The sequence below is a fragment of the Halomicrobium zhouii genome (assembly GCF_900114435.1).
Lineage (GTDB): Archaea > Halobacteriota > Halobacteria > Halobacteriales > Haloarculaceae > Halomicrobium > Halomicrobium zhouii.
In genome coordinates this window covers 727,115-747,121 of sequence record NZ_FOZK01000002.1, presented here as the reverse complement: position 1 = coordinate 747,121, position 20,007 = coordinate 727,115, and the positions used below count along the sequence as shown (strand labels likewise).

Genomic DNA, 20,007 nt, shown 5'->3' with positions numbered 1-20,007 from the left:
GCGGGCGGCGGCGTTCGGTTCGGTGCGACTGTCGCAGGCGGTCAGGACTTAGTCGCCGACGCCGAGTTCCGCCGTCCCGGAGCCCTCTGCGTCCTCGAGTTCCTGACTCGACCAGTACTCGTGGTTGTCGAGCGCCCGGAAGCAGGCCGCCTCGGTTTCCTCGGCGTCGTACAGTTCCGGGTCCTCGGCCGCGCAGGCCTCGCGGGCCTTCGTACAGCGCGGGTGGAACGCACAGCCCGACGGCGGGTCCTGCGGGTCGGGGACGTCGATCCGTCGCACGGGCGGTTTCTCCTTGATCCGTTCCATCGCGACGTCGGGGTCCATCGAGGGCGTCGACCACCGGAGCACCTCCGTGTAGGGATGGCTCGGGTTCTGGATCACCTCGTCAGGGCCACCGATCTCGACGATGTTGCCCAGGTACATGATGGCGATCCGACCGCCAGCCCGCTTGGCCAGGTAGCGAGCGTTCGCCAGGTCGTGGGAGATGAAGACGTAGGAGGTGTCGAACGTCTCCTGCAGATCGAGGATGAGGTCCATCATCTCGACGCGCAGGGAGACGTCCAGCGCGCTGATGGCCTCGTCGGCCAGGATGACGTCCGGGTTCATCAACAGCGCGCGCCCGAGCGTGATGCGCTGTTTCTCGCCGCCCGAGAGCTGGTGGGGGTACCGGTCGGCGTAGTCCTCCGCCGGCGTCATGTCCACGTACTCCAGGTAGCGGTAGATCGTCTCCTCGCGTTCCTGCGGGCCGAGTTCCGTCCGGTACTTCTTCAGGGGATCGGCCAGGATGGCCCGCACCCTGCGCGAGGCGTTGAGCGCGTTCGCCGGGTCCTGGTGGATGATCTGCATCGCCCGACGGATCTCGCGGAACTCGATGTCGGCCCCTCTGGGGTGGTCCTTGGCCTCCCAGATGTCCTGGCCGCGGTACTTGACGGCGCCGCCGGTCGGCCGTTCGAGCCCGACCGCGGACTTCCCGAGCGTGGTCTTCCCACACCCCGACTCGCCGACCAGCACGACGATGTCGTTCTCCTCGAGTTCGAGGTTCACCCCGTCGACAGCCTTCACGCGCTTGTCGCTGAGGTAGCGCTCGATGCCGGTCCCCGTATCGTAGTGGACCTCGACGTCCTCCAGCGCCAGGAGGGGTTCGTCGGCGCGCCCGGCTTCCTCGTCGTGCTGTTCCCCGTCGGTCGCGTCGTCGGTGCTCATCTGTCGTCCCCCGTGGATTCGTCTTCCAGCGTGTAGTCGATCTGTTCGCGCGCCTGGTCGGTGTAGAAACACGCCGCCTGGAGGTCGTCCTCGACGGCGGCCAGGTCCGGGTCCTCGATCTCACAGCGGTCGTCGGCGACGGGACAGCGCGGGTGGAACGAACAGCCGGTCGGGATGTTGACCGGGTCCGGCCGCGCCCCCTCGATCGGTTCCATCTCGTCGACGTCCGAGGTGATGCTCGGCACCGACCGTAACAGCGAGCGGGTGTAGGGATGGGCGGCGTTCTTCATGAGATCCCGCGTCGCACCGACCTCCACGAACTCGAAGGCGTACATCACGGCGATGCGGTCCGCGAGGCCGCCGACCAGCGGCAGGTCGTGGGTGATGAACACGATGGTGAGGTCGAACTCGTCGCGGAGGTTCCGCAGCATCGAGATGATAGAGCGCTGCATCAAAAGATCCAGCGCGGCGGTCGGCTCGTCCATCACGAGCACCTCGGGTTCCAGCACCAGCGCCAGCGCGATGAGCGTCCGCTGTTTGATCCCGCCGGAGAGCTCGTGTGGATAGGACGTCATCACGCGGTCGAAGTCGATGTACAGCGCGTCGAAGAGCTTCCGGACGTGGTCCATCCGCTCTTCGAGGACCGCGTTGTGGGCCTGGATGGTCTCGTGGAAGTGGGCCTTGATCTTCATCGTGGGGTTGAACGAGTTCATCGCCCCCTGGAACACCATCGAGACCTTCTCCCACCGGAACGCCTGCAGTTCGTCCGGGTCCAGGTCCAGCACGTCCACGGAGTCGTCGAGTCCCTCGTCGAACGAGCCGATGGTCTGGCTCTCCCCGGCCGCCTCGTCCGGGTAGTAGGTGACGTCGCCGGCTAGCCGTCCCGGGTCCTCGACGGCGTCCAGCAGCGCCGAGGCGAACATCGACTTGCCCGACCCGGACTCGCCGACGACGGCGAGAATCTCGTTGCGCCGGACGTCGAGGTCGACGTCGTTGAGCACCCACGCCTGCCCGCGGGCCATGTCAAAGGACACCCGCGCGTCGCGGACCGACATGACGATATCTTCCGGTTCGTCCTCGTCTGCGTCGGGCGTGCCGGTCGTTCCCGACTGGTCTATCGCCATCTCACATCACCCCCGTCCCGTCTTCGTCGGCACCGTGTTCCGTGTTCCGGGCCCGGAGTCGCGGGTTGAACACCCGGTCGAGGCCCTGCGAGAACAGGATCAGCGAAAAGCCCATCCCCGCCAGCGCGACGAGGGGGACGACCAGCCAGTAGAGGTGGCTCGGCGTCGAGATGGCGTTCCCCGTGCTGTAGGCGAACTGCATCATCACGCCCCAGTTGGTCGTGCTGAACGGCAGGATGCCCAGGAAGTACAGCGCCACGGAGTCCCTGATGATCCGCACCGCGGAGCCCGACCCGCGGATGAGGATGTAGGGGGCCAGCTTCGGCATGAGTTCCTGGCCGATGATGGTCGGCGTCGACAGCCCCATCGAGCGCGAGGCCTCGACGTAGTCCTCCGTCCGTAACGAGAGGACCTGCGAGCGTAACTCCCTGGCGAGCCTGGGCCAGACGGAGATAGAGAGGATGGCGCCGACGATGAAGGGGTCCCGCGGCGTGAAGATGGCCGACAGGACGATGATCAGCGGGAGTCCCGGGAGCACGAAGAAGATGTCCGTGATGGTCATCAGCACGGTGTCGAGGACGCCGCCCTTGTAGCCGGCGATCATCCCGAAGAGGATCGCGACGCCGACGGCGAAGACGAGACCGGCCAGGGCCATCTTCAGCATCGCGGGCGTCGAGTGGATGAGCTGTTTGAAGATGCCGCGACCGAGGTTGTCGGTGCCGAACGGGATCGTCCAGTCCTGGAACGGCTGGAGGTAGCGTGGCCCCTCGTTGAGCGTCGGCTCCGGCACGAGGAGGACGCCGACCGTGCCCATCAGGAGGTAGATCAGGATGCCGATGCCGCCGATGCGCGTCCGCCAGTCGTTCCAGGCGATCCGGAAGGGCGTTCGCACGTAGGAGTCGAACCCCCTGCCGAAGCGCTCCTTCGGCGAGGACCGGCTACGCCGCTCGTCGTCGCCGGTCCCGAAGATGCTCTCCTGCGTGACGCCGCCGTCCGTCTCGAGGTCGTCTCGTGACATGTTAGAAGGTATCCCTCGTCGAACCGGATTCAGCGCGCGGGTCGATGAGACCGTAGGTGAGGTCGGCGATCAGGATGCCGGTCACCGTCACCGTTCCGAAGAAGAGGAACGACCCCATCACCAGCGGGTAGTCCTGCTTCGTCGCGGACTCGAACAGGAACCAGCCGGCTCCCTGGTACTGGAATATCTGTTCGGTGATCACGTTCGAGGCGAACAGCGCACCGATACCGACCACCAGACCCGTGTACAGCGGCAGTATCGCGTTCCGGGTCAGGTACCGGGTGAGGATGCGGTTGGTGCTCACCCCCCGCAGGCGCGCCGACCGGAGGTAGTCCGAGCCGACGATGCGGACGGTGTTGGCCCGCATCCCGAGTGAACCCGCGCCGAACCCGAGGAGGAAGGTCGACAGGATGGGTAAGGCCCCGTGATGGAGTATCCCCAGCATGAACTGGAGGCTGAATCCCGGCTCGACGGCCCGCGGCGCCCGGCCACCGGTCGGGAACAGTCCCCACTGGAACGCCAGGACGGAGAGGAAGACGATCGCGCCGACGTAGTACGGGATGGCGTTCACCGAGAGGACGAGGACCGTCAGCCCGGAGTCGAGCTTCGAGCCCTCGTGCCAGGCCATCAACACGCCGACGAGGACGCTCGCCGTGAACCCCAGCATGATGCCGTAGACGCTGAGGAAGATGGACCACGGCATCGCCCGGAAGAGGATGTCGAACACCGGGTCCTGGTAGATGATCGAGGTCCCGAAGTCCCCGCGCAGGACGATCCCGCTGACGTAGTTGAAGAAGCCGACGATGATCGGTTCGTCCGGGTTGATCCCCGTCATCTGCTCCGCCATCCTCGCGACCTGTTCGGTGTCCACCTCGCCCCTGCGTTGCTGCTGGGCGATGAGGTCGGCCATGATCGCCTTCAGCGGACTCCCCGGGATGAGGCGATAGAGGGCGTACGTCAGGAACAGTCCCGACAACAGGGTAAACACTGACTGCGCTATGCGTCTGACATAGTATCGCATGTATGTTGACGCAACCCAGCACCCCTTATATCTTCCGTCAACAATGATGAGCAATTCACGGGACGGGCCACAGGCTGGTCGGGTGAATCGGGCCGGTCCAGAGCGGCCTCGTGTGCGTTCGGTGACGTTCGAGTCGACACCGTCGCGGTCGCCGACCGCGGCTTCGGCCGCGACGACCGCTCGCTCGCCCTGATCGGTTCGCCCGGTCTACAGCCCCGTCGTGGCCACTTCGTAGACCACGTACAGCACGTAGCCCACGGTCGGGACGGCAGCGACCCGGTAGGCCTCGTCGGTCTCGATGTCACGGACGCCGCGGACGGCGTACGCGCCGATGTAGCCCGCCCAGACGGCGAAGGCGATGCCGACGACGACGGCGGCGAGGACGGCGAGTTCGCCGGCCACCACGTCCCACACGAACGCCGCACGGTCCGCCGGACGCCGCGGAATCTCCGAGGTCGCCACGTCGGAAGCCGACAGCGAGAAGGCGGCGTACGCCATCGCGGCCGAGTGGATCAGGTTCGCGAACGCCAGCGGCACCAGCGCCCACGCCGTCCACTTCAGGAGCACGTAGTACTCACCGACCGCGGAGTAGAGCCAGCTGACGACGTACAGTGCCGTCGTCAGTCCCACCCACAGGAGGACGGCGCCGACCAGCGGCGCGACGACCTCACCCCACATCGCGAAGGCGACGTCCGGGCCCAGGGGCACCTCTATCTGTGCGAACAGTTCCTCGACCTGGAGGAGCGCGTAGACGTTCCCGACGAAGCCGACGGCGCCGACGACCAGCACCAGCAGTATCTCGACCCGGAGCCCGCGGGTGCCGACGTACTCGTCGTAGAACGTCCCGGGGTCGGTCAGCAGCGTCCGGTACATCCCGAGCGTCCGACTCAGGTACGATCGCGGGTTTCGAACCGCCTGTGAGATAGCCATTGTACTGAGATGTCAGGCCGGCGCCTCGACGGTCGGTACCGGAATCTCTTCGAGGACGTCCTCGATGATGTCGTTGCGGTCGACGTCCTGGACCTGTGACTCGGCGGTCAGGACCATGCGGTGGGCCATCGTCGCCCGCGAGACGGTCTTGACGTCGTCCGGCGTCACGTAGTTGCGCCCCTCGACGACCGCCTGGGCGCGGACGGCCTCGTAGAGACGCTGGGTCCCGCGGGGGCTCATGCCGACCTGGACGCGGTGGTCCTCCCTGGTCGCCCGGGAGATGGCCGCGATGTACTCCAGCATGTCCTCCGTGACGGTGACGGTCTCGGGGACCTCCTGGAGCGCCGTGACGCGGTCGTGGTCCAGCACCTGCTCGACCGTCGGCGTCGGCGCCGAGCGGTCGTTCCGGCGACGCAGGAGTTCGACCTCGCCATCGTTGTCGGGGTAGCCGATACTGGACTTGATGTTGAATCGGTCGACCTGCGCCTCGGGGAGCGGGAAGGTCCCCTCCTGCTCGACGGGGTTCTGCGTCGCGATGACGAAGAACGGCTCGGGCAGCTGGCGAGTGTCACCCTCGGTGGTGACCTGGCCCTCACCCATCGCCTCGAGCAGGGCGGCCTGGGTCTTCGGCGGCGCGCGGTTGATCTCGTCGGCCAGGATGACGTTGGCGAAGATGGGGCCCTCGTTGAACTCGAACTCGCCTTTCTGCTCGTTGTAGATGTAGGTCCCCGTGACGTCGTTGGGGAGCAGGTCCGGCGTGAACTGGATCCGGGAGAAGGAGAGGCCGAGCGCCTCGGCGAAGCTGTTCGCCGTCAGCGTCTTCCCCGTCCCCGGCACGTCCTCGAGGAGGACGTGGCCCTGGGAGAGCAGTCCCACCAGGACCGTCTCGAGGAACTCCTCCTCGATGATAACCGACGATCGTATCTCGTCGACTACCAGGTCAATCTCTTCACTTGCCGCCTGGATCGATAACTCTGACGCCATAGTATGGATGGGCAGACAGGTCACCTTAATTGTGACGGTGTCTCGCACCTCACGATACCACGGACCGTGCGGCGTCGTCGCCACTCCGTGACCCGGGAGCGACCGCGCGGCGCGTCGAGAACGAAGTTCCGGGGCGAACCGGTCAGGACCTGATGCCCCAGACCAGGAGCAACCCGCCGAACAGCAGGAACGCGAGCGCGCCGTAGGACAGGCCCTCGACGGCGACCGCGTACACGCCGTAGGCGACGCCGACAATGAGGATGCCGACCACGACGCTCGCCGCGGCGTGGACGACCTCGCCCCTGATGGTATCGGTCTGGTCAGAGAGCTGCGAGCCGACGCTGAAGGCGTTCTGTCCGTAGTCGAACGACAGCACCGTCGCCAGCGAGCCGAGCACCAGCAGCGGCAGCGAGTTGCCGAACACGCCGCTCAGGACGACGCCGACGAAGACGATGCCCGTCCCGATGGCGACGGCACGCTCGGACTCGAACGCGAACAGGCCCGCGACGACGCCGACCAGGCCGAAGGCGCTGACCGCCATCGCCAGCAGCGACGTGGCACTGGCGACGACCGCCACCAGTGCCGCCACGACCGCCAGGACACTGCTCACCGTCGCCGGGGAGTGCGTTACCTCGACCGCCCGTACCGTCTCGTCGCCCTGTTCCGAACCCGCCATACTGCCGTTGACTCGTTCTGAACTCATCATGCCCACCTCGCTTTGGCTCGATCGATCTGCAGTCGCAGTTTGTCGTCCGGATTCCAGTCGATGACGCGGATGCCACGCTGCCTGAGGTTGCGGACGCGCGCCGTCCGCTCCGCGCGGGTGAGGCGCTGGCCCACCGTCTGGTCGTTCGTCACGTCGGGGCTCAGCACCGTCACCAGGTGCCCCTTCGAGTCCAGCCGACTGGCGACCTCCATCGCGTAGTCGTCTGCCAGCGGCGTGAAGAGGAATATCTGGGAGTTGCTCGAGAGCCGCCGGAGGACGTGCGTCATCGGGTCGATGTAGCCGCCCTCGGTGTCCTGGCGGTCCGGCGGCCGCGGCGACAGCGCCGGGTGCTGGGCGAACAGCATCCGGGCGTGCTCGCGGTGCTCGCTGCCCGCGCCGGCGTCGTACCAGCACGGGACGGTGTCGAACGCCGCGATGCCGACGAGGTTCCCCTGGTCGAACAGCGCGCCGAACACGTCGCTGGCCGCGTGGACGGCGCTGTCGACGGCGTGGGGTTTGCCCGGCTCGGAGGCGACGTAAGCGCGCTGGCGCGTGTCGAACAGCAACGTCACCGTCGCAGCCCGCTCCTGGCGGAAGTCGATGGTCGCCAGGTCGCCGGTCCGGGCGACCTGCTTCCAGTTGATCCGGTTCATCGGGTCGCCCGGCAGGTAGTCCCTGACCGAATGGAACTCCAGGCCGGAGCCACCCTTCTGCGTGTTCACGTCGCCGGAGTACTGGGTCGTCTGGGCCCGGACGGGAACGTCGTTGGTGACTTTCAGCGACGGCACGCAGGTCAGTTCCGTCTCGGGCGTCAGCAGCGACGTCCGCTCGGCCCCGCCGCTGAAGTCCCGCGAGACGCAGACCACCGGCCAGCGGTACTCGCCGCGCTCGACCCGGGCGACGTAGGAGAACGTCGCGCTCGACCCGGGGCGCAGCGCGGTGTGGAGCCGCGGGACGCCGTCGGTGACGACGAAGGCGTCCGGGACGGCGTCGACCAGCCGCAAGTCGGGCAGTATCGAGTCACCCTCGTTGCGGACGGTGACGGTCACCGCGACCTCGTCACCGGGCTGTGGGTCGTCGGCCTCGAGTTCGCGCTCGACGGCGAGGGACTCGACGCGTGGGACAGCCGAGACGCGACCGTAGATGGTGTAGGCGATGCCGACCGTCCCGGCCATCATCAGCGCCGGGGAGAAGGTGACGACGCCGACGCCGACGGCGAACAGCCCGAAGGCGGTGACGCCGAGCCACCGGTTGGTGTGGTGGAGCGAGACGTCCTCCAGCGGCCCGTTCGTGTCGAAGTCCGGGATCGAGGAGTCCGCCTCGTTCCAGTTCGTCTCGACGCCCGCGTCGGCGTCGTCGTCACCGGACCGGCCGAAGATCCGCTCGAACCGGCTCGGCGGTTCCTCGGTCTCGATGGGGTCGACCTCGATCTCGCCGTAGTCGAGCAGCGCCTCGACGGCCGCGCGGAACTCGGTCTCGAAGCCGCCGTCGTCGCCGCCCTGGACGAGCCCCGTGAATCCGGCCTCGTCGGCCTCGGTCCGCTCGCCCTGGAAGAACGCGGCGGCGTCGGGGTCGTCGGTCCAGTCGCCGGACTCGAGGACCGTCCTGGCCTCCGCGACCGAGCAGTCCTCGCGGTCCTGGACGATGGCGACCCCGAGGCGATCCATGCGCTCTTCGAGGTGTTCGCTGTTCTCCGCGACGCCCTGGCGGAGTTCGGTCATCTCGTAGAGCATCCGGTCGACCTCGTCGCCGGGGCGCTGGTTGTCCGCCGGTCGCTCGGGGTCGGGCATCACCGTCTCGGTTATCTCGCCCTGGAGTCGGCCGCGGACCGTCAGCGCCGCGGCCAGGAGCGCGGCGACGCCGGCGGCGAAGATGACCTCTGCCCCGAACGGGAACGGGTCCGGGACGGCGATCAGCGCGACGCCGACGACGACGAACAGCAGGCCGATTCCGACGATCAGCCGCTTCAGTATCTCGTCGACGTTCATCGTTCACCTCCCTCGTCTGCGCCAGCGTCGTCGCCCGTCCCGTAGGCCGTCTCGATGGAGCGGAAGACCTCGATGGCCCGCTCCTCGCGGGACTCGGGGTCGCGCTTGCCGTAGCGGACCTCCTCGAACAGCTGCGTGAGCTGGCCGACGTCGTCCTCGTCGAGGCCCGCTTCGATAGCCGCCTCGGCGAACTCTCCGGGCGTGGAGCTCTCGGGTTTCGACACCCGGAGCAGCGCGGTCATGTCGCGCCACGCGGCGTAGACCTCGTTGTCCACGTCGGCGTTGCGCTCCTCCAGTCGGTCGGCCGCGGCGGCCGCGGCGGCCGCCAGGTCGCCGACGTCCGGCTTGCCGAGTTCCTCCTCGTCGTCCTCCTCGACCATCGCGACCGTCTGGTCGCTCGATGCGCGGTAGAGCACCACGGCCGTCGCGACCAGCGCGAGGGCGAACACGCCACCGACGACCATCGGCGAGACGTCCGTCGAGACGACGCCCTGTCCGGCCGCGTCGCCGATCCCCTCTACGACGCCCGACTGGCCGTTCTGGCCGTCGAGGGCCGCCGTACAGTCGGTCGTGAGGAAGTACGCCGTCAGCGCCACCGGCGCGATCGCGTACATTCCGAGGAAAGACGCTCCGAGCGAGTAGCGACGCTTGATCCCGTACAGGACGAGGGCGAAGAAGCCGAAGTAGCCGAGTCCGCCGTACCACTTCGAGAGCGGTTCCACGCAGGTCGAGGTCTGGGCGATGAACCCGTCCGAGCTCTCGCCCTCCTCCATGTCGATGCTGGTGTTGGTCTCCGACGTCGAGTCGTTCAGGCCACCGGCCTGGCCACCCGATTCGCCGATTTCGAAGCCGCCCGACGCGGTGCCGGTCCCGAACTCGACGGTGGTCTGGATGGTCGCCGCACCCATCGCGATGGCTACGATGCTCACCACCCCGATAGCAACGACTCGCGCCGTGTCGCGTGACACGTAGTCCATACACCGATGTGTTGACACCCGGTTATATGTTTGTTCGGATTGTTTTCATCCAGTTGGCAGTCGATCACCGGGCGACCCGCGCTGGTCGACCTCGGCGGGGCCTGTCCGGGGGAAAAGTATTTTCCCCAACGGTGTGAGCTATTCGCATATACCCGGCGACAGAGAGTTATGAAACGACGACAATTCCTCACGACGACGACAGTGACAGCATCGGCGATCGCGATGGCCGGCTGCGGCGGCGGCGGCTCCAGCGAACCACAGGGCGAAGTCACCGCGGAGGTGACGCTGACCGAGGACGAGGCCTTCGACCCGCTGCGCGTCCACGTCGCAGAGGGCGAGGCCGTCAGGTGGATCAACGAGACCGGCGAGCGGCGGACCGTCCGCGCCAACACCGAAGTCGACGGCTCGAACGAGTGGGAACTGGACCTGGCCATCGAGGCCGGCGAGACCGGCGCCCACACGTTCCAGAGTTCCGGCGTCTACTCCTACCACGACGCCCAGGACACGCACTTCCTGATGTGCGGCGCCGTCGCCGTCGGCGACACGAGCGAGGACGACGTCGGATCGCTTCCCTGCGAGTAGACCGCGGCCCCACCACTTCTCGCGGTGCCGCGCTCCGTCGAGCAGCCCTCCGGCAGTCCGACGGAGCGTTTATACACCCCGCTACACAACGAAGCCGCCAATGAGAGACGGCCGCGGACGCGACGGATCCGGTTCGGGGGCGACGACGCGACGGCAGGTCCTGGCGAGCGCCGGCGCGCTCGCCCTGGGCGGCCTCGCGGGTTGCTCGGCCGACCCGGACGACATCAGACACGCCTCGGACGTGTTCGGCCACGCCTTCCCCTACGCCACCGAGAGCGTCCAGCTCAACCCGTGGCTGTCGGGCTCGTACCCCTGGCACTTCTACACGATGCTGTTCGAGGTCCAGTCCGTCCAGCGACCCGGCGGGGAGCGTCGACTGGGCGACGTCGTCGAGGACGTCGCCATCGACGGGGCGACCGCGACGGTCACCTACAGCGACGAGTTCTCCTGGTGGAACGGCGAGCCCGTGACGGCGCGGGACCAGTGGGTGTACGAGCGGATCCAGTCGGCCGTGAGCGACGAGGACCGGCCGGCGGTGACGCTGCGCGACGAGCACACCCTCGTCTACGGGTTCGACCGCGCACTCGCCGAACCCCTGGTCCTGTCCCACGTCGTCGGCGGCGCCGTCAACACGCCGGCCTGGCTGTTCGAACAGTGGGCCGACCGTCTGGACGGTGCGTCGACGGCGGCGGCCCGCGAGGACGTCGTCTCGGAGCTCCACGAGTGGCGCGTCTCGCTCGAGGACGCGGCGGAGAAGGGGGTCGGCTGTGGGCCCTACGAGCTCGTGGAGGCGTCGATGAACCGGCTGATGCTCGAACGCTTCGAGGACCACCCCCGGGCCGACGACGTCTCGATTCCGACGCTGTGGTTCCCCGTCGTCCAGTCGGTGTCCCTCGACAAGTTCGTCCAGCAGGGAACGCTCGACGGCGGCAGCGGCCTGCTGACGGGGCTGAAGGGGTCGCCCGCGGACAACGTCGACCAGATCGCCCGGTACCCGACGACCGGCGGGACGAAACTCGCCCTCGACTGGCGGAACGCCCACCTCGGTCGGCTGGCGGTCCGGCGCGCGTTGCTCGCGGCCCTCCCGCTCGACGACGTCGTCGACGTGGGCGGGTTCGGCGAGGCGACGACGCGACAGACGGGGATGGCGACGCCAGCGGAACGGCGCTGGCTCGACGAGGACGTGCTGGCCGACCTCCGCGAGTATCCAGTCGAGGCCGAAACCGAGCGCGCGGCGGAGTACATGCGCTCGGCGGGGTACACGCGCGAGGACGGCGACTGGTACGACCCCGACGGCGAGTCGGTCTGGTTCCGCCTCCGCACGCCCATGTGGCCCGAGTGGAAGGCCAGCGGCGAACTCGTCGACCAGGCGCTGACCGAGTTCGGGTTCGACGTCGACTTCTCGCAGATCCCGGCTCCGCGGCTGGTCACCGACGTCGACACGCACAACTTCGACGTGTTGCTGTGGCCCAGCGACGGGAGCCCCCACACGCTCTACGACGTCACCGCGACGGGGGCGACCGCACTCGGCTACGGCGTCACCGACCCGGCGACCGAGACGTCGGCCCACGGCAAACCGGTCGAAGTCACGATTCCGGCGGCGGACGGCGACGGCGAGCGGACGGTGAACCTCGTCGACCTCTGGCACCGGCTCGGCGGCCAGTCCGACCGCGAGACGACGGCCGACGCAGTGGGCACGTTCGCCCGATGGTGGAACCACGCCCTGCCAGATATCCACGTCGCGACGAGCGTCAGCGGGACGTGGGGGAACACGCGCGACTTCGAGTGGGTCGGTGACGAGGACGCCTACCGGACCGCGGGCCCGGAGAACCAGTCGGCTATCCACGCGATAAAGCACGGGCTCGTCCGGCCGGGAGACGGCTAAAAAGTACGGCAGTCCGGGTCGCACCCGGACCGACGGTGCGTATCGCAGTGGTAGTGACAGCCTGTTCGTTCCGTTCTATCCGAGGTAACGCCGAGCCGCTGAAGGAAGGACCGACCTCAGCGGTCCATCTCCTCGTCGTAGCTGGCCTGGGCGATGCCGCCCAGGGTCACGGTGTCCGTGATGTTGAAGCTGCGCTCCCAGTCCAGGGCGTCGTCGTCCTCACCGGGCCAGTCGAAGTCGCGGACGTTCGCCCACTCGCCGTAGGTGTACTGGTGGAACGCGAACTTCGGCAGGTAGTAGTTGTAGTAACGGGCGCAGGTCCGGAAGAGATTCTGGAGTTCCTCCTCGGAGTCGGTGGGCCTGCGGATGTCCTCGACCACCTGGGCCATATCCACCTCCTCGTAGTCGGTGACGCCCTCGAGGTCCGGCTGCTGACCGGCCTGGTCGGGGGCCTCGATGGAGCCCGCGTCGGTCGGCAGGTGGGCCTGCACGACTTCGCCCTTGATGGTGAACTCGTCGCCCGGGTCGACGGCGCGGCGGTCCGAGCCCGTGCCGTTGGGGTCACCGCCCAGCAGCGACGCGTTGTCCCACCACGCGGCCTGGGACTTGTAGTAGCCGAAGCGGGTCGGCTGGTTGTACCAGTGGATCGAGGTGTCGAAGTTCGGCCCCTCGTTGTTGAACGTGTCCAGGTTGTTCGACCACGTCCCCCAGTCCTGCTGGGTGAACGTCGCGTCGACGCCGAAGTTCCTGAGCTCCTGGCGGATGGTCTGGCCGGCGCCGATCCAGTCCTCGATGTTCGAGGTGATGAGGACGTCGAGCTGGAAGTCGTTCCCGTCGGGGTCGACCCAGATGTTGCCGTTCTTCGTGTAGCCCGCCCGCTTCATGTACTCGTTGGCGGTCTCGACGTCGGGCCCCTTCGGCCAGGAGTGGAGGCTGTTCAGGAACTCCTCCGAGAACGTCGACTCGGAGTGAGCGTCGAGCATCCCGGTGTCGTGTTCGAGCGGGACGGAGCGCTGGTCGCCCCAGCCGTTCGCGCCCACGGTGTTCCAGTCGATGGCCGTGACGAGCGCCCGTCGGACCCACAGGCGCCCGAGGTGCGGGTTGTTCCAGTTGAACCACCACGAGTCCCCGCCGTTCGGGCGCAGGTAGGTGGTGATGTTGTCGACGTGGTCCGGGAGGCTCTCCGGGTTCCACGTGTTGTTGGGCGTGATCGAGCCCGCGTGGACGTCGATGGCGCCGTTGTTCGCCAGCGTCTGCTCACGGTCCTCGTTACCGAACTGGAGCTGGAGCTTCGGGATGTTGATGTGCTCGCGGTGGGGATGGGGCGACTCCGCGTCCTCGTCGCGGATCCGGAGGATGGCCCGGTCCGAGCCGATGTCGTCGGTCGAGCGGAGTTCGTACGGACCCGTCCCCCAGCCGTTCTCGGCGAGCCGTTCCAGCGAGACGCGGTCGCCGCGGACGTTGCTGATGACCTCGTTGTACCGCTCCTGGGTCCCGGCGGCGTCGAACTCTCGCAGCCACGGGTCGCTCCACTCCTGCGGGAGCGGCACGTCGCCGTCGGTCGCCGCCGCCTCGTCGGCCAGCAGCGGTTCGTTCGCCGGGTCGTCGTCTGCGCCCTCGACCTCCGCTCTCGCGTGCCAGAAGTGGTAGCGCCACTGGCTCTCGGCCTCGGCACGGTGGATCTGGCCCTCCTGGAACTTGTTGCCCTCGACGAAGTAGCGCACCTTGTCGTACTTGTACCGGGTGTCGGCGTCGTTGGGCTCGCCGTTCCAGAACGTGGAGCGGTCGTCGTGGGTGTTCCACAGGTCGTAGGGCGGTTCGACGTCCCAGTCTTTGATCCAGGTGACGAGGCTGATCTCGTCTTGCCCCTGGACCCACGGCGCGTCGAACGTCGCGTCGTCGCCGTGGAGCCGCTTGGACGTATCGTGGGAGTTCGACATGCCGTGCAGTTCGGACATGAAGAGGTCGCCAGTGGAGTTGTCCTGGGGCGTGTGAGGGTTCCAGTCGAACGTGTCCGGCGTGTTCAGGGTGAACACCCGAACGGTGTCGGTCATCCGGTTGCTCGGATCCGGCGTCGAGTCCCCGTCACTGGTCGTCGACTCGTCGGTGTCGGACTCGCTCGTCGAGGGTTCGGTCTCGGTTCCCTCGGACCCCGACTCCGGGCAGCCGGCCAGTGCTGCCGCACTCGATCCAGCTACCAGTTGCGCGTACCGTCGTCGCGACAACTTCTCGCGGTTATTGTCAGTATCCCGCATGCTACCTACGTTCAGCCAATATTATATAAAGGTATCCGATTCTTTCACGATCTTTGACGGCGGTACTGGTACCGACGACCCAAACTTTGAAATAATCTCCCGTGGCAGCACTCACCGATGAAGCGATCACTCGAACGGGCGAACGCGGAGGCCACGGGCGCGAAACGATACCTGCTCGCCGCGTACTACTTCCTGGCGAACAACACGTCCATCGTGGCCGTGCTCGTCGGCATCGCCATGATGGCATTCGGCGCCACAGTCCTCTCGGGTCGCCCCGGCTTCCTGTTCGGGGCCGACGGCCCGCTGAACGTGCTCGCCCACGGCGTCTTCGCGGGGATGTTCGGCGTCTGGGGCGCGACGGTCGTCCTCCTCGGCGTCCTCGCGTACGGCGCGCTCTGGCTCAACCAGTTCGTCGCGCGGATCCAGACCGATTCGTCGACCGAGTCCGACGCCGACACCGAACCCGAATCCGACCTCGACGCCGAACTCAACTCCTTCTAGTCCCGCCGGGCACAGGTCCGGAGGACGACGCCACTGCCGAGGGCGAACGCCGCGCTCCCGGCCACGTTCATCGTGACTACCACGTACAGCGCCGAATCGCTGTCGGCGACGAACAGGTAGGGCACCTGTATCAGCAGGAACACCACCGCGAACGCGAAGAGGACCACGAAGTAGTGCTGCCGGTCGCACAGTTCCGCCACCAGCCGCTCGCGCGACTCGTTCCCGCTGCGGGCCTCCTGATTCATGTCAGTTGGTCACCCGGGGGAGCGTAAAAAGATACCGAGCCCGTCCACCCGACTCCGGATGGTCCACGCGATAGCTTCGGTGGTCCGTCGCAGCGTCAAAAAAACGGGATCCGGTCTGCGATCGACTACGCGTCGTCGTCGTCGTCGCGAGTCAGCTTGTAGCCCGCGAGCGCACCGGCGCCCGCCACCGCCGAGCCGACGCCCAGACCGGGACCGACAGCCGACGTCGACTCCGTCTCCGTCCCCTCGTCCGACTCGCCCTCGTCCGTTGCCGTCGACTGCGCGGCGTCGAGCGTCAGTTCGACAGTGGTCCCGCCGTCCGAGAGCGTCGCCGTCGTCGAGGCGTCCTCGCCCTCGTAGCTCGCGGTGACCTCGTACTCGCCCCTGAAGGCCCACGAGGAGTACGTCCCCTCGTCGTTCGTCTCGCCGCTGTCCTCGGTCCACCACTCGTCGAAGACCAGGTTCATGAACTGCTCCCCGTGCGGTCGAAGCCCCCAGTTCGAGTCGAAGAGGGCGCCGGTCGGTCGCCAGTGGTCACCGGCCCAGAAGCCCCAGTTCACGAGGCCCTCGACGGCATCGTGGCTGAAGCAGGCGATCAAGAAGTCCCTGAGGTAATCCGCCTGCCAGTCGACCTGTCGCTGGTTGTCGCGACTGTCGATCTGGATGTCGAACTCCGTGATGAGGATCGGCAGATCCAGCTCCCCGAACTGGTCGAACGTCGAGAGCATCTCCTTGGGCGGGGTCACGTTGCCGTTGGAGAACTGGACGTGGCCCATGAAGCCGACGCCGTCGACGGGTGCGCCCTCGTCGACCAGGCGCTGGACGAACTCGTAGTGCTCGTCGCGGAGGAAGTCACCCGCGACGTTGCCCATCTCGTTGGTGTAGAGGCCGGCGTCCGTCGCCTCTGCGGCGGTCGACCACCACTCGAGAGCCGCGTCCCAGCCGAGGCGGTCACGGATGTTGCTCTGCCACATGGGGTGGTTGTGCATGTCCCAGTCGGTGACCTGCCCCTCGAACTCGGCGGTGTGGCTCTCGATCTTGTCGAGGATCTCCTCCTGCAGTTCGCCGTCCGAACGGTCCTCGCTGACGGCCATCCCGCCACCGTTGGCGCCGCCGTACTCCTCCCACACCAGGTAGTGCCCGCGCGTCGGAATCTCCTGGTCGTTGAGCCACTGGACGGTCTGTCTGGTGGCCTCCTTGTCGATGTCCCAGTCACCGCTCCAGGCCGGCCACTTCATCCCGTTCTCGACGACGGCCTTGTTGAAGTTCTCCAGGAACCGAGCGCGGTACACATCGTCGTCGTCGGCGTCACCGGTGATGTGCTCGACGGAGACGGCGCTGCCGAAGTCGAACTCGTGTTCCTGCATCGCGACGTCGACGCTCGCCCCGGGGAGCGGGTTGCCGTCGGCGTCGACGACGGAGACGTCCAGCGACGCCTTCCGGAGTTCCTCGATACGCGCGTACGCGTCTTCGCGCCACGTGGCACCCTCGGACCGGCCGTCGTAGTCGAAGATGGGGTGCGAGTGCCGGCCGACGGGAAGGTCGCCGACGGCGACGTCCGTGGCACTGTAGTCGATGAGCGCGAGCCCACCGAAGTCGAGATTCTGTTGTGCGAAACCGGTCCAGAACTCCATGTACGGCTCGTGGTTCGACCCGTCGGGTTTCTCGCCGACCTCGATGGGGAAGTAGTACCGTTCCCAGGACCCGGTCGGCTCGACCATCGCCCCTTCGGCGACGAAGTTCTCGTCCCCGTAGGCCGTCTCGCCGCTGGAGTTCTCGTAGCGGTACTTGAACCCGGCCTGTATCTGAGCGTCGCTGCTCCCACTCCGGACGTGAGCTACGCCCAGAAGTACGTCGCCGGCCTCGAACTGGCCGTCGGGGATGATCCCCTGGTAGGAGTACGTCCAGTTGTTCTCCGGGTCCTCGTTGATCTCGACGCGTTCGGCCTGCGTGAAGGGAACGTTCACGTCGTCCACGGTGAACGACGACGAACTGCTCCCCCCTGGGCCGACGTTGTCGAAGGTCTCGATGGTCGCCTGCTCGTCCGGTTCGTAGACGAACTCACCCTCGGGGAGGCCCCGGAACTGAGTGAGGATCTGTCGAAGCGTCTGATAGTAGTCGTCGATCGAGTCGTCTTCCTGTGCAGCGCCCACCCTTGCCGCTCCCGGCAGGGCGCCGAGTGCGCCCAGCGCCGCGAGCGAACCGATGAACGTCCGTCGGTCGCTGCCGATGTCCGCGCGTTCGTTTGTCATCTGTGGTTCACCCGTTCTTTCTATTAGCACGCCAAATATGTACTGGATAATTGCAGCATGGATGCGGAGAAAATTGCACGATCGAGGGTCGTGTTGGCGATTATCGAAGGGGGATGTCGGCGGCCGTCTCGCGGCCGATCGGATTGAGATTTCAGGTCCTGCCTTCCCGCGAATCAGGTCCTGCCTTCCCGCGAGTCAGGTCAGCCCACCCGCGAGTCAGGTCGGCCCACCCGCGAGTCAGGTCGGCCCACCCGCGAGTCAGGCCCCGGGGTACGTCTCGGCCCCGGCGAGCACGTCCGACTCCTCGAGGTGCCAGTCCGCCAGGTAGTCGACCTCGGCGGCGACGAGTTCGCCGAACAGGTCACGCGACTCGTCTGGCGTCAGCGTCTGGACCTGGGAGTCGATCGAGAAGCCCTCGAACGCCCTGTCGACGTCCCCGTCCCGTGCGGCCTCGATGATCGTCTCGATGGTGTCGACGTGGCCCTGGATCAGACTCCGGACCGGTCGCGGGAAGCCGCCAGCGGCGACTGGCTTGACCTGGCCCGCGCGGACGACGGCGTTCGTCTCGACGACCGGACCCTGCTCGATATCCGAGATCTGGCCGGTGTTGGGCAGGTTGACGTTCGTGACGTACGGGCCGTCGCCGGTGAGCCCCCCCAGGATGTCGAGGAACTCCTCGCCGGAGGGCTCGAGTTCGAACTCCTTCTCGCCCTCCAGCCAGGCCTCGACGTCCGTGGTCTGGTCGGACTCGGCCGGCGTCCAGTGTTTCGCCCGGTAGTCGGCACCGGTGCGCTTGACGCCCCAGCGGTTGAGCGTCTCCTGGCCGCCCTGGATGAACGACGTGGCGTACTCGACGATGTGGCGGTCGCCGGCGGCGGGCAGGACGCCGAACCGGCGGAACAGCTCCCAGGTGACCTGCCAGTTGTCGGTGAACACACTCTCGTCGGCCAGGTCCTCCCAGGTGAACCGCTGGTTCCCGCGCTCGCCGTCTTTCAGTTCTTCGAGCAGCGGCCAGAGGTCGACGCCCTTGCAGCGAGCCTCGTCGATCCACGTGAAGTGGTTGATCCCCTTGACGTTCACGTCGACGTCGGCGCGCTCGGCGTCCATCCCGAGTTCCTCCCGGGCGAGCATGGCGAGGTGCCAGCGCGTCCCGAGCACCTCGTGGCAGAGCCCGAGCGCGTTGATGTCGGGGTACTCGTCGTACAACGCGCGCGTGACGAAGTGAACCGGGTTGGTGTAGTTGAACACCCAGGCGTCGGGGCAGTGCTCGCGGACCGCGGCCGCGAACCGTCGATACACCGGAATGGTCCGCATCGCCCGGAAGATGCCGCCCGGACCGATCGTCGCCGACACGGCCCCGTAGATGCCGTACTCCCTGGGAATGGACAGGTCGTGGACGAACGTCTCCGTGGGGTCGTACTGGGTCGAGAGGATCACGACGTCGGCGCCGGCAAGTGCCGTCTCAAGCGAGCCGACTGCCTCGTAGCTCCAGTCGGCGGTGGCGTCGTCGTCTTGCTGGACCCAGTTCCCGAACTCCGCGTTGAGCTGGGCGCTCTCTTCGTTCGTGTCGTACAGCCGAACGTGTCCGTCGAACTCGGAGAGCGCCAGGTCCCGTATCAGGTTGGGGGCCCACTGCCGGCTTCCGCCCCCGACGTACGCGATCGTGAGGTCGTCACCGTCCAGCACGCCGTCCGCGTCGAAAGACTCGATTGTCACGTCCAGTCGATGGCGACCGGGAGCGTAAATAGCTGTGGTCGCCGTCGCGGACGGCCCGGTCGACGCGCACCGCCAGTCGGTGGCCACGAAGGGGCGTCGTCTCTCCTTCGATATTCCACCAACGAGAACGGATTCGAGAACAGGTAGAACAGCACAACATCCTACTAGACTCGCGTTCTGTTTTGCAGAACGACGGCCAGCACTCACTCCAAATTTCTCTACCGAGATTCGGCGCCGGAGACCGCGGAGAAATTCCGCCACGAGGGCGTATAACCCGGTAATTGTGAATAGCTTCCAGATATCACAGATTGAGTATCACGATCTATCCATCTGAAAGATGAGCCGACAGTCAGGGCCATCGGGATAACGGGCCTAAGGGCGTTATTGTGAGCGCGATCCGGTCGCCGACCAGCGATCGGCGTCTGAGGGCCTGACTCACCGTTCCAGCGTCGCCGGGCGCTGTCCATATCGTCAGTCCCACGGCGTCGTTCCGCTTTACTGAACATATCATGCGGTGGAATACCACGGTTTTCCCAGGCATAGAGAATTAGATTCTGGAACGGAGAACAGCGATCGTCAGGAAAGATCAGTAAGGTCTGCGAGTCCCGGATCGCTTCACT

At 66.8% G+C, this 20,007-nt stretch carries 16 protein-coding genes; 3 read left to right on the top strand and 13 right to left on the bottom strand.

Annotation, left to right across the window (positions count from 1 at the left end; all coding sequences use genetic code 11):
* Window positions 1-48: 48 nt before the first annotated feature.
* The 9 genes from BM337_RS10885 to BM337_RS10845 all read right to left on the bottom strand — a co-directional run bounded on the left by BM337_RS10885 (window position 49) and on the right by BM337_RS10845 (window position 9,951).
* The gene (locus BM337_RS10885; protein ID WP_089816629.1) at window positions 49-1,203 is read right to left on the bottom strand and encodes an ABC transporter ATP-binding protein; all 1,155 of its coding nucleotides are present in this window, start codon (window positions 1,201-1,203) and stop codon (window positions 49-51) included.
* Window positions 1,200-2,327: an ABC transporter ATP-binding protein gene (locus tag BM337_RS10880; RefSeq protein ID WP_089816628.1), complete on the bottom strand. Its 1,128-nt coding sequence runs from the start codon at window positions 2,325-2,327 to the stop codon at window positions 1,200-1,202. The genes BM337_RS10885 and BM337_RS10880 overlap by 4 nt, the downstream gene beginning before the upstream one ends.
* Window position 2,328: 1 nt before the next feature.
* Complete coding sequence (locus BM337_RS10875; RefSeq protein ID WP_089816627.1) at window positions 2,329-3,345, bottom strand: ABC transporter permease; 1,017 nt, start codon at window positions 3,343-3,345, stop codon at window positions 2,329-2,331.
* 1 nt (window position 3,346) lies between these two features.
* Entirely contained in the window at window positions 3,347-4,366 is a 1,020-nt protein-coding gene (locus tag BM337_RS10870) for an ABC transporter permease (protein ID WP_089816626.1), read from the bottom strand.
* A 207-nt stretch (window positions 4,367-4,573) separates the two neighbouring features.
* Complete coding sequence (locus BM337_RS10865; RefSeq protein WP_089816625.1) at window positions 4,574-5,296, bottom strand: YIP1 family protein; 723 nt, start codon at window positions 5,294-5,296, stop codon at window positions 4,574-4,576.
* 12 nt (window positions 5,297-5,308) lie between these two features.
* Window positions 5,309-6,280, bottom strand: coding sequence for an AAA family ATPase (locus BM337_RS10860; protein WP_089816624.1), 972 nt, complete (start codon window positions 6,278-6,280; stop codon window positions 5,309-5,311).
* Between the two features lie 142 nt (window positions 6,281-6,422).
* Window positions 6,423-6,983 carry a DUF7519 family protein gene (locus BM337_RS10855; protein ID WP_089816623.1) on the bottom strand — a complete coding sequence of 187 codons (561 nt, stop codon included), beginning with the start codon at window positions 6,981-6,983 and terminating at the stop codon, window positions 6,423-6,425.
* Window positions 6,983-8,974, bottom strand: coding sequence for a DUF58 domain-containing protein (locus BM337_RS21410; protein ID WP_218155554.1), 1,992 nt, complete (start codon window positions 8,972-8,974; stop codon window positions 6,983-6,985). Before BM337_RS21410 ends, BM337_RS10855 begins: the two co-directional genes overlap by 1 nt.
* Window positions 8,971-9,951 (bottom strand): DUF4129 domain-containing protein, encoded by a 981-nt coding sequence (locus BM337_RS10845; protein WP_245778650.1) that lies wholly within the window; start codon window positions 9,949-9,951, stop codon window positions 8,971-8,973. Before BM337_RS10845 ends, BM337_RS21410 begins: the two co-directional genes overlap by 4 nt.
* A 168-nt stretch (window positions 9,952-10,119) precedes the next feature.
* Between BM337_RS10845 and BM337_RS10840 the strand changes: the two genes are divergently transcribed.
* Together BM337_RS10840 and BM337_RS10835 are read left to right on the top strand one after the other, a co-directional pair.
* Entirely contained in the window at window positions 10,120-10,533 is a 414-nt protein-coding gene (locus BM337_RS10840; protein WP_089816622.1) for a cupredoxin domain-containing protein, read from the top strand.
* 100 nt (window positions 10,534-10,633) lie between these two features.
* Window positions 10,634-12,418: an ABC transporter substrate-binding protein gene (locus BM337_RS10835; RefSeq protein WP_089816621.1), complete on the top strand. Its 1,785-nt coding sequence runs from the start codon at window positions 10,634-10,636 to the stop codon at window positions 12,416-12,418.
* 116 nt (window positions 12,419-12,534) lie between these two features.
* Here the strand turns inward: BM337_RS10835 and BM337_RS10830 are convergent, their stop codons facing one another.
* Complete coding sequence (locus tag BM337_RS10830) at window positions 12,535-14,673, bottom strand: periplasmic substrate-binding domain-containing protein (protein WP_089816620.1); 2,139 nt, start codon at window positions 14,671-14,673, stop codon at window positions 12,535-12,537.
* A gap of 117 nt (window positions 14,674-14,790) precedes the next feature.
* Here BM337_RS10830 and BM337_RS10825 point away from each other — a divergent pair, with 117 nt between their 5' ends.
* Complete coding sequence (locus BM337_RS10825; RefSeq protein ID WP_089816619.1) at window positions 14,791-15,174, top strand: hypothetical protein; 384 nt, start codon at window positions 14,791-14,793, stop codon at window positions 15,172-15,174.
* On the opposite strand, the gene BM337_RS10820 is transcribed toward BM337_RS10825, so the two are convergent.
* The 3 genes from BM337_RS10820 to BM337_RS10810 form a co-directional block, all read right to left on the bottom strand.
* Window positions 15,171-15,419 carry a hypothetical protein gene (locus tag BM337_RS10820; RefSeq protein WP_089816618.1) on the bottom strand — a complete coding sequence of 83 codons (249 nt, stop codon included), beginning with the start codon at window positions 15,417-15,419 and terminating at the stop codon, window positions 15,171-15,173. The two genes, BM337_RS10825 and BM337_RS10820, sit on opposite strands and share 4 nt — an antisense overlap.
* A gap of 125 nt (window positions 15,420-15,544) precedes the next feature.
* Complete coding sequence (locus tag BM337_RS10815; protein ID WP_089816617.1) at window positions 15,545-17,671, bottom strand: endo-1,4-beta-xylanase; 2,127 nt, start codon at window positions 17,669-17,671, stop codon at window positions 15,545-15,547.
* A gap of 258 nt (window positions 17,672-17,929) precedes the next feature.
* Complete coding sequence (locus BM337_RS10810; protein WP_089816616.1) at window positions 17,930-19,387, bottom strand: family 4 glycosyl hydrolase; 1,458 nt, start codon at window positions 19,385-19,387, stop codon at window positions 17,930-17,932.
* Between the last annotated feature and the right edge of the window lie 620 nt (window positions 19,388-20,007).

Excerpts from the sequence above, each read along its gene's own strand:
- BM337_RS10885 (WP_089816629.1), bottom strand. The coding sequence starts at position 1,203 with ATGAGCACCGACGACGCGACCGACGGGGAACAGCACGACGAGGAAGCC.
- BM337_RS10880 (WP_089816628.1), bottom strand. The coding sequence starts at position 2,327 with ATGGCGATAGACCAGTCGGGAACGACCGGCACGCCCGACGCAGACGAG.
- BM337_RS10875 (WP_089816627.1), bottom strand. The coding sequence starts at position 3,345 with ATGTCACGAGACGACCTCGAGACGGACGGCGGCGTCACGCAGGAGAGC.
- BM337_RS10870 (WP_089816626.1), bottom strand. The coding sequence starts at position 4,366 with ATGCGATACTATGTCAGACGCATAGCGCAGTCAGTGTTTACCCTGTTG.
- BM337_RS10865 (WP_089816625.1), bottom strand. The coding sequence starts at position 5,296 with ATGGCTATCTCACAGGCGGTTCGAAACCCGCGATCGTACCTGAGTCGG.
- BM337_RS10860 (WP_089816624.1), bottom strand. The coding sequence starts at position 6,280 with ATGGCGTCAGAGTTATCGATCCAGGCGGCAAGTGAAGAGATTGACCTG.
- BM337_RS10855 (WP_089816623.1), bottom strand. The coding sequence starts at position 6,983 with ATGAGTTCAGAACGAGTCAACGGCAGTATGGCGGGTTCGGAACAGGGC.
- BM337_RS21410 (WP_218155554.1), bottom strand. The coding sequence starts at position 8,974 with ATGAACGTCGACGAGATACTGAAGCGGCTGATCGTCGGAATCGGCCTG.
- BM337_RS10845 (WP_245778650.1), bottom strand. The coding sequence starts at position 9,951 with ATGGACTACGTGTCACGCGACACGGCGCGAGTCGTTGCTATCGGGGTG.
- BM337_RS10840 (WP_089816622.1), top strand. The coding sequence starts at position 10,120 with ATGAAACGACGACAATTCCTCACGACGACGACAGTGACAGCATCGGCG.
- BM337_RS10835 (WP_089816621.1), top strand. The coding sequence starts at position 10,634 with ATGAGAGACGGCCGCGGACGCGACGGATCCGGTTCGGGGGCGACGACG.
- BM337_RS10830 (WP_089816620.1), bottom strand. The coding sequence starts at position 14,673 with ATGCGGGATACTGACAATAACCGCGAGAAGTTGTCGCGACGACGGTAC.
- BM337_RS10825 (WP_089816619.1), top strand. The coding sequence starts at position 14,791 with ATGAAGCGATCACTCGAACGGGCGAACGCGGAGGCCACGGGCGCGAAA.
- BM337_RS10820 (WP_089816618.1), bottom strand. The coding sequence starts at position 15,419 with ATGAATCAGGAGGCCCGCAGCGGGAACGAGTCGCGCGAGCGGCTGGTG.
- BM337_RS10815 (WP_089816617.1), bottom strand. The coding sequence starts at position 17,671 with ATGACAAACGAACGCGCGGACATCGGCAGCGACCGACGGACGTTCATC.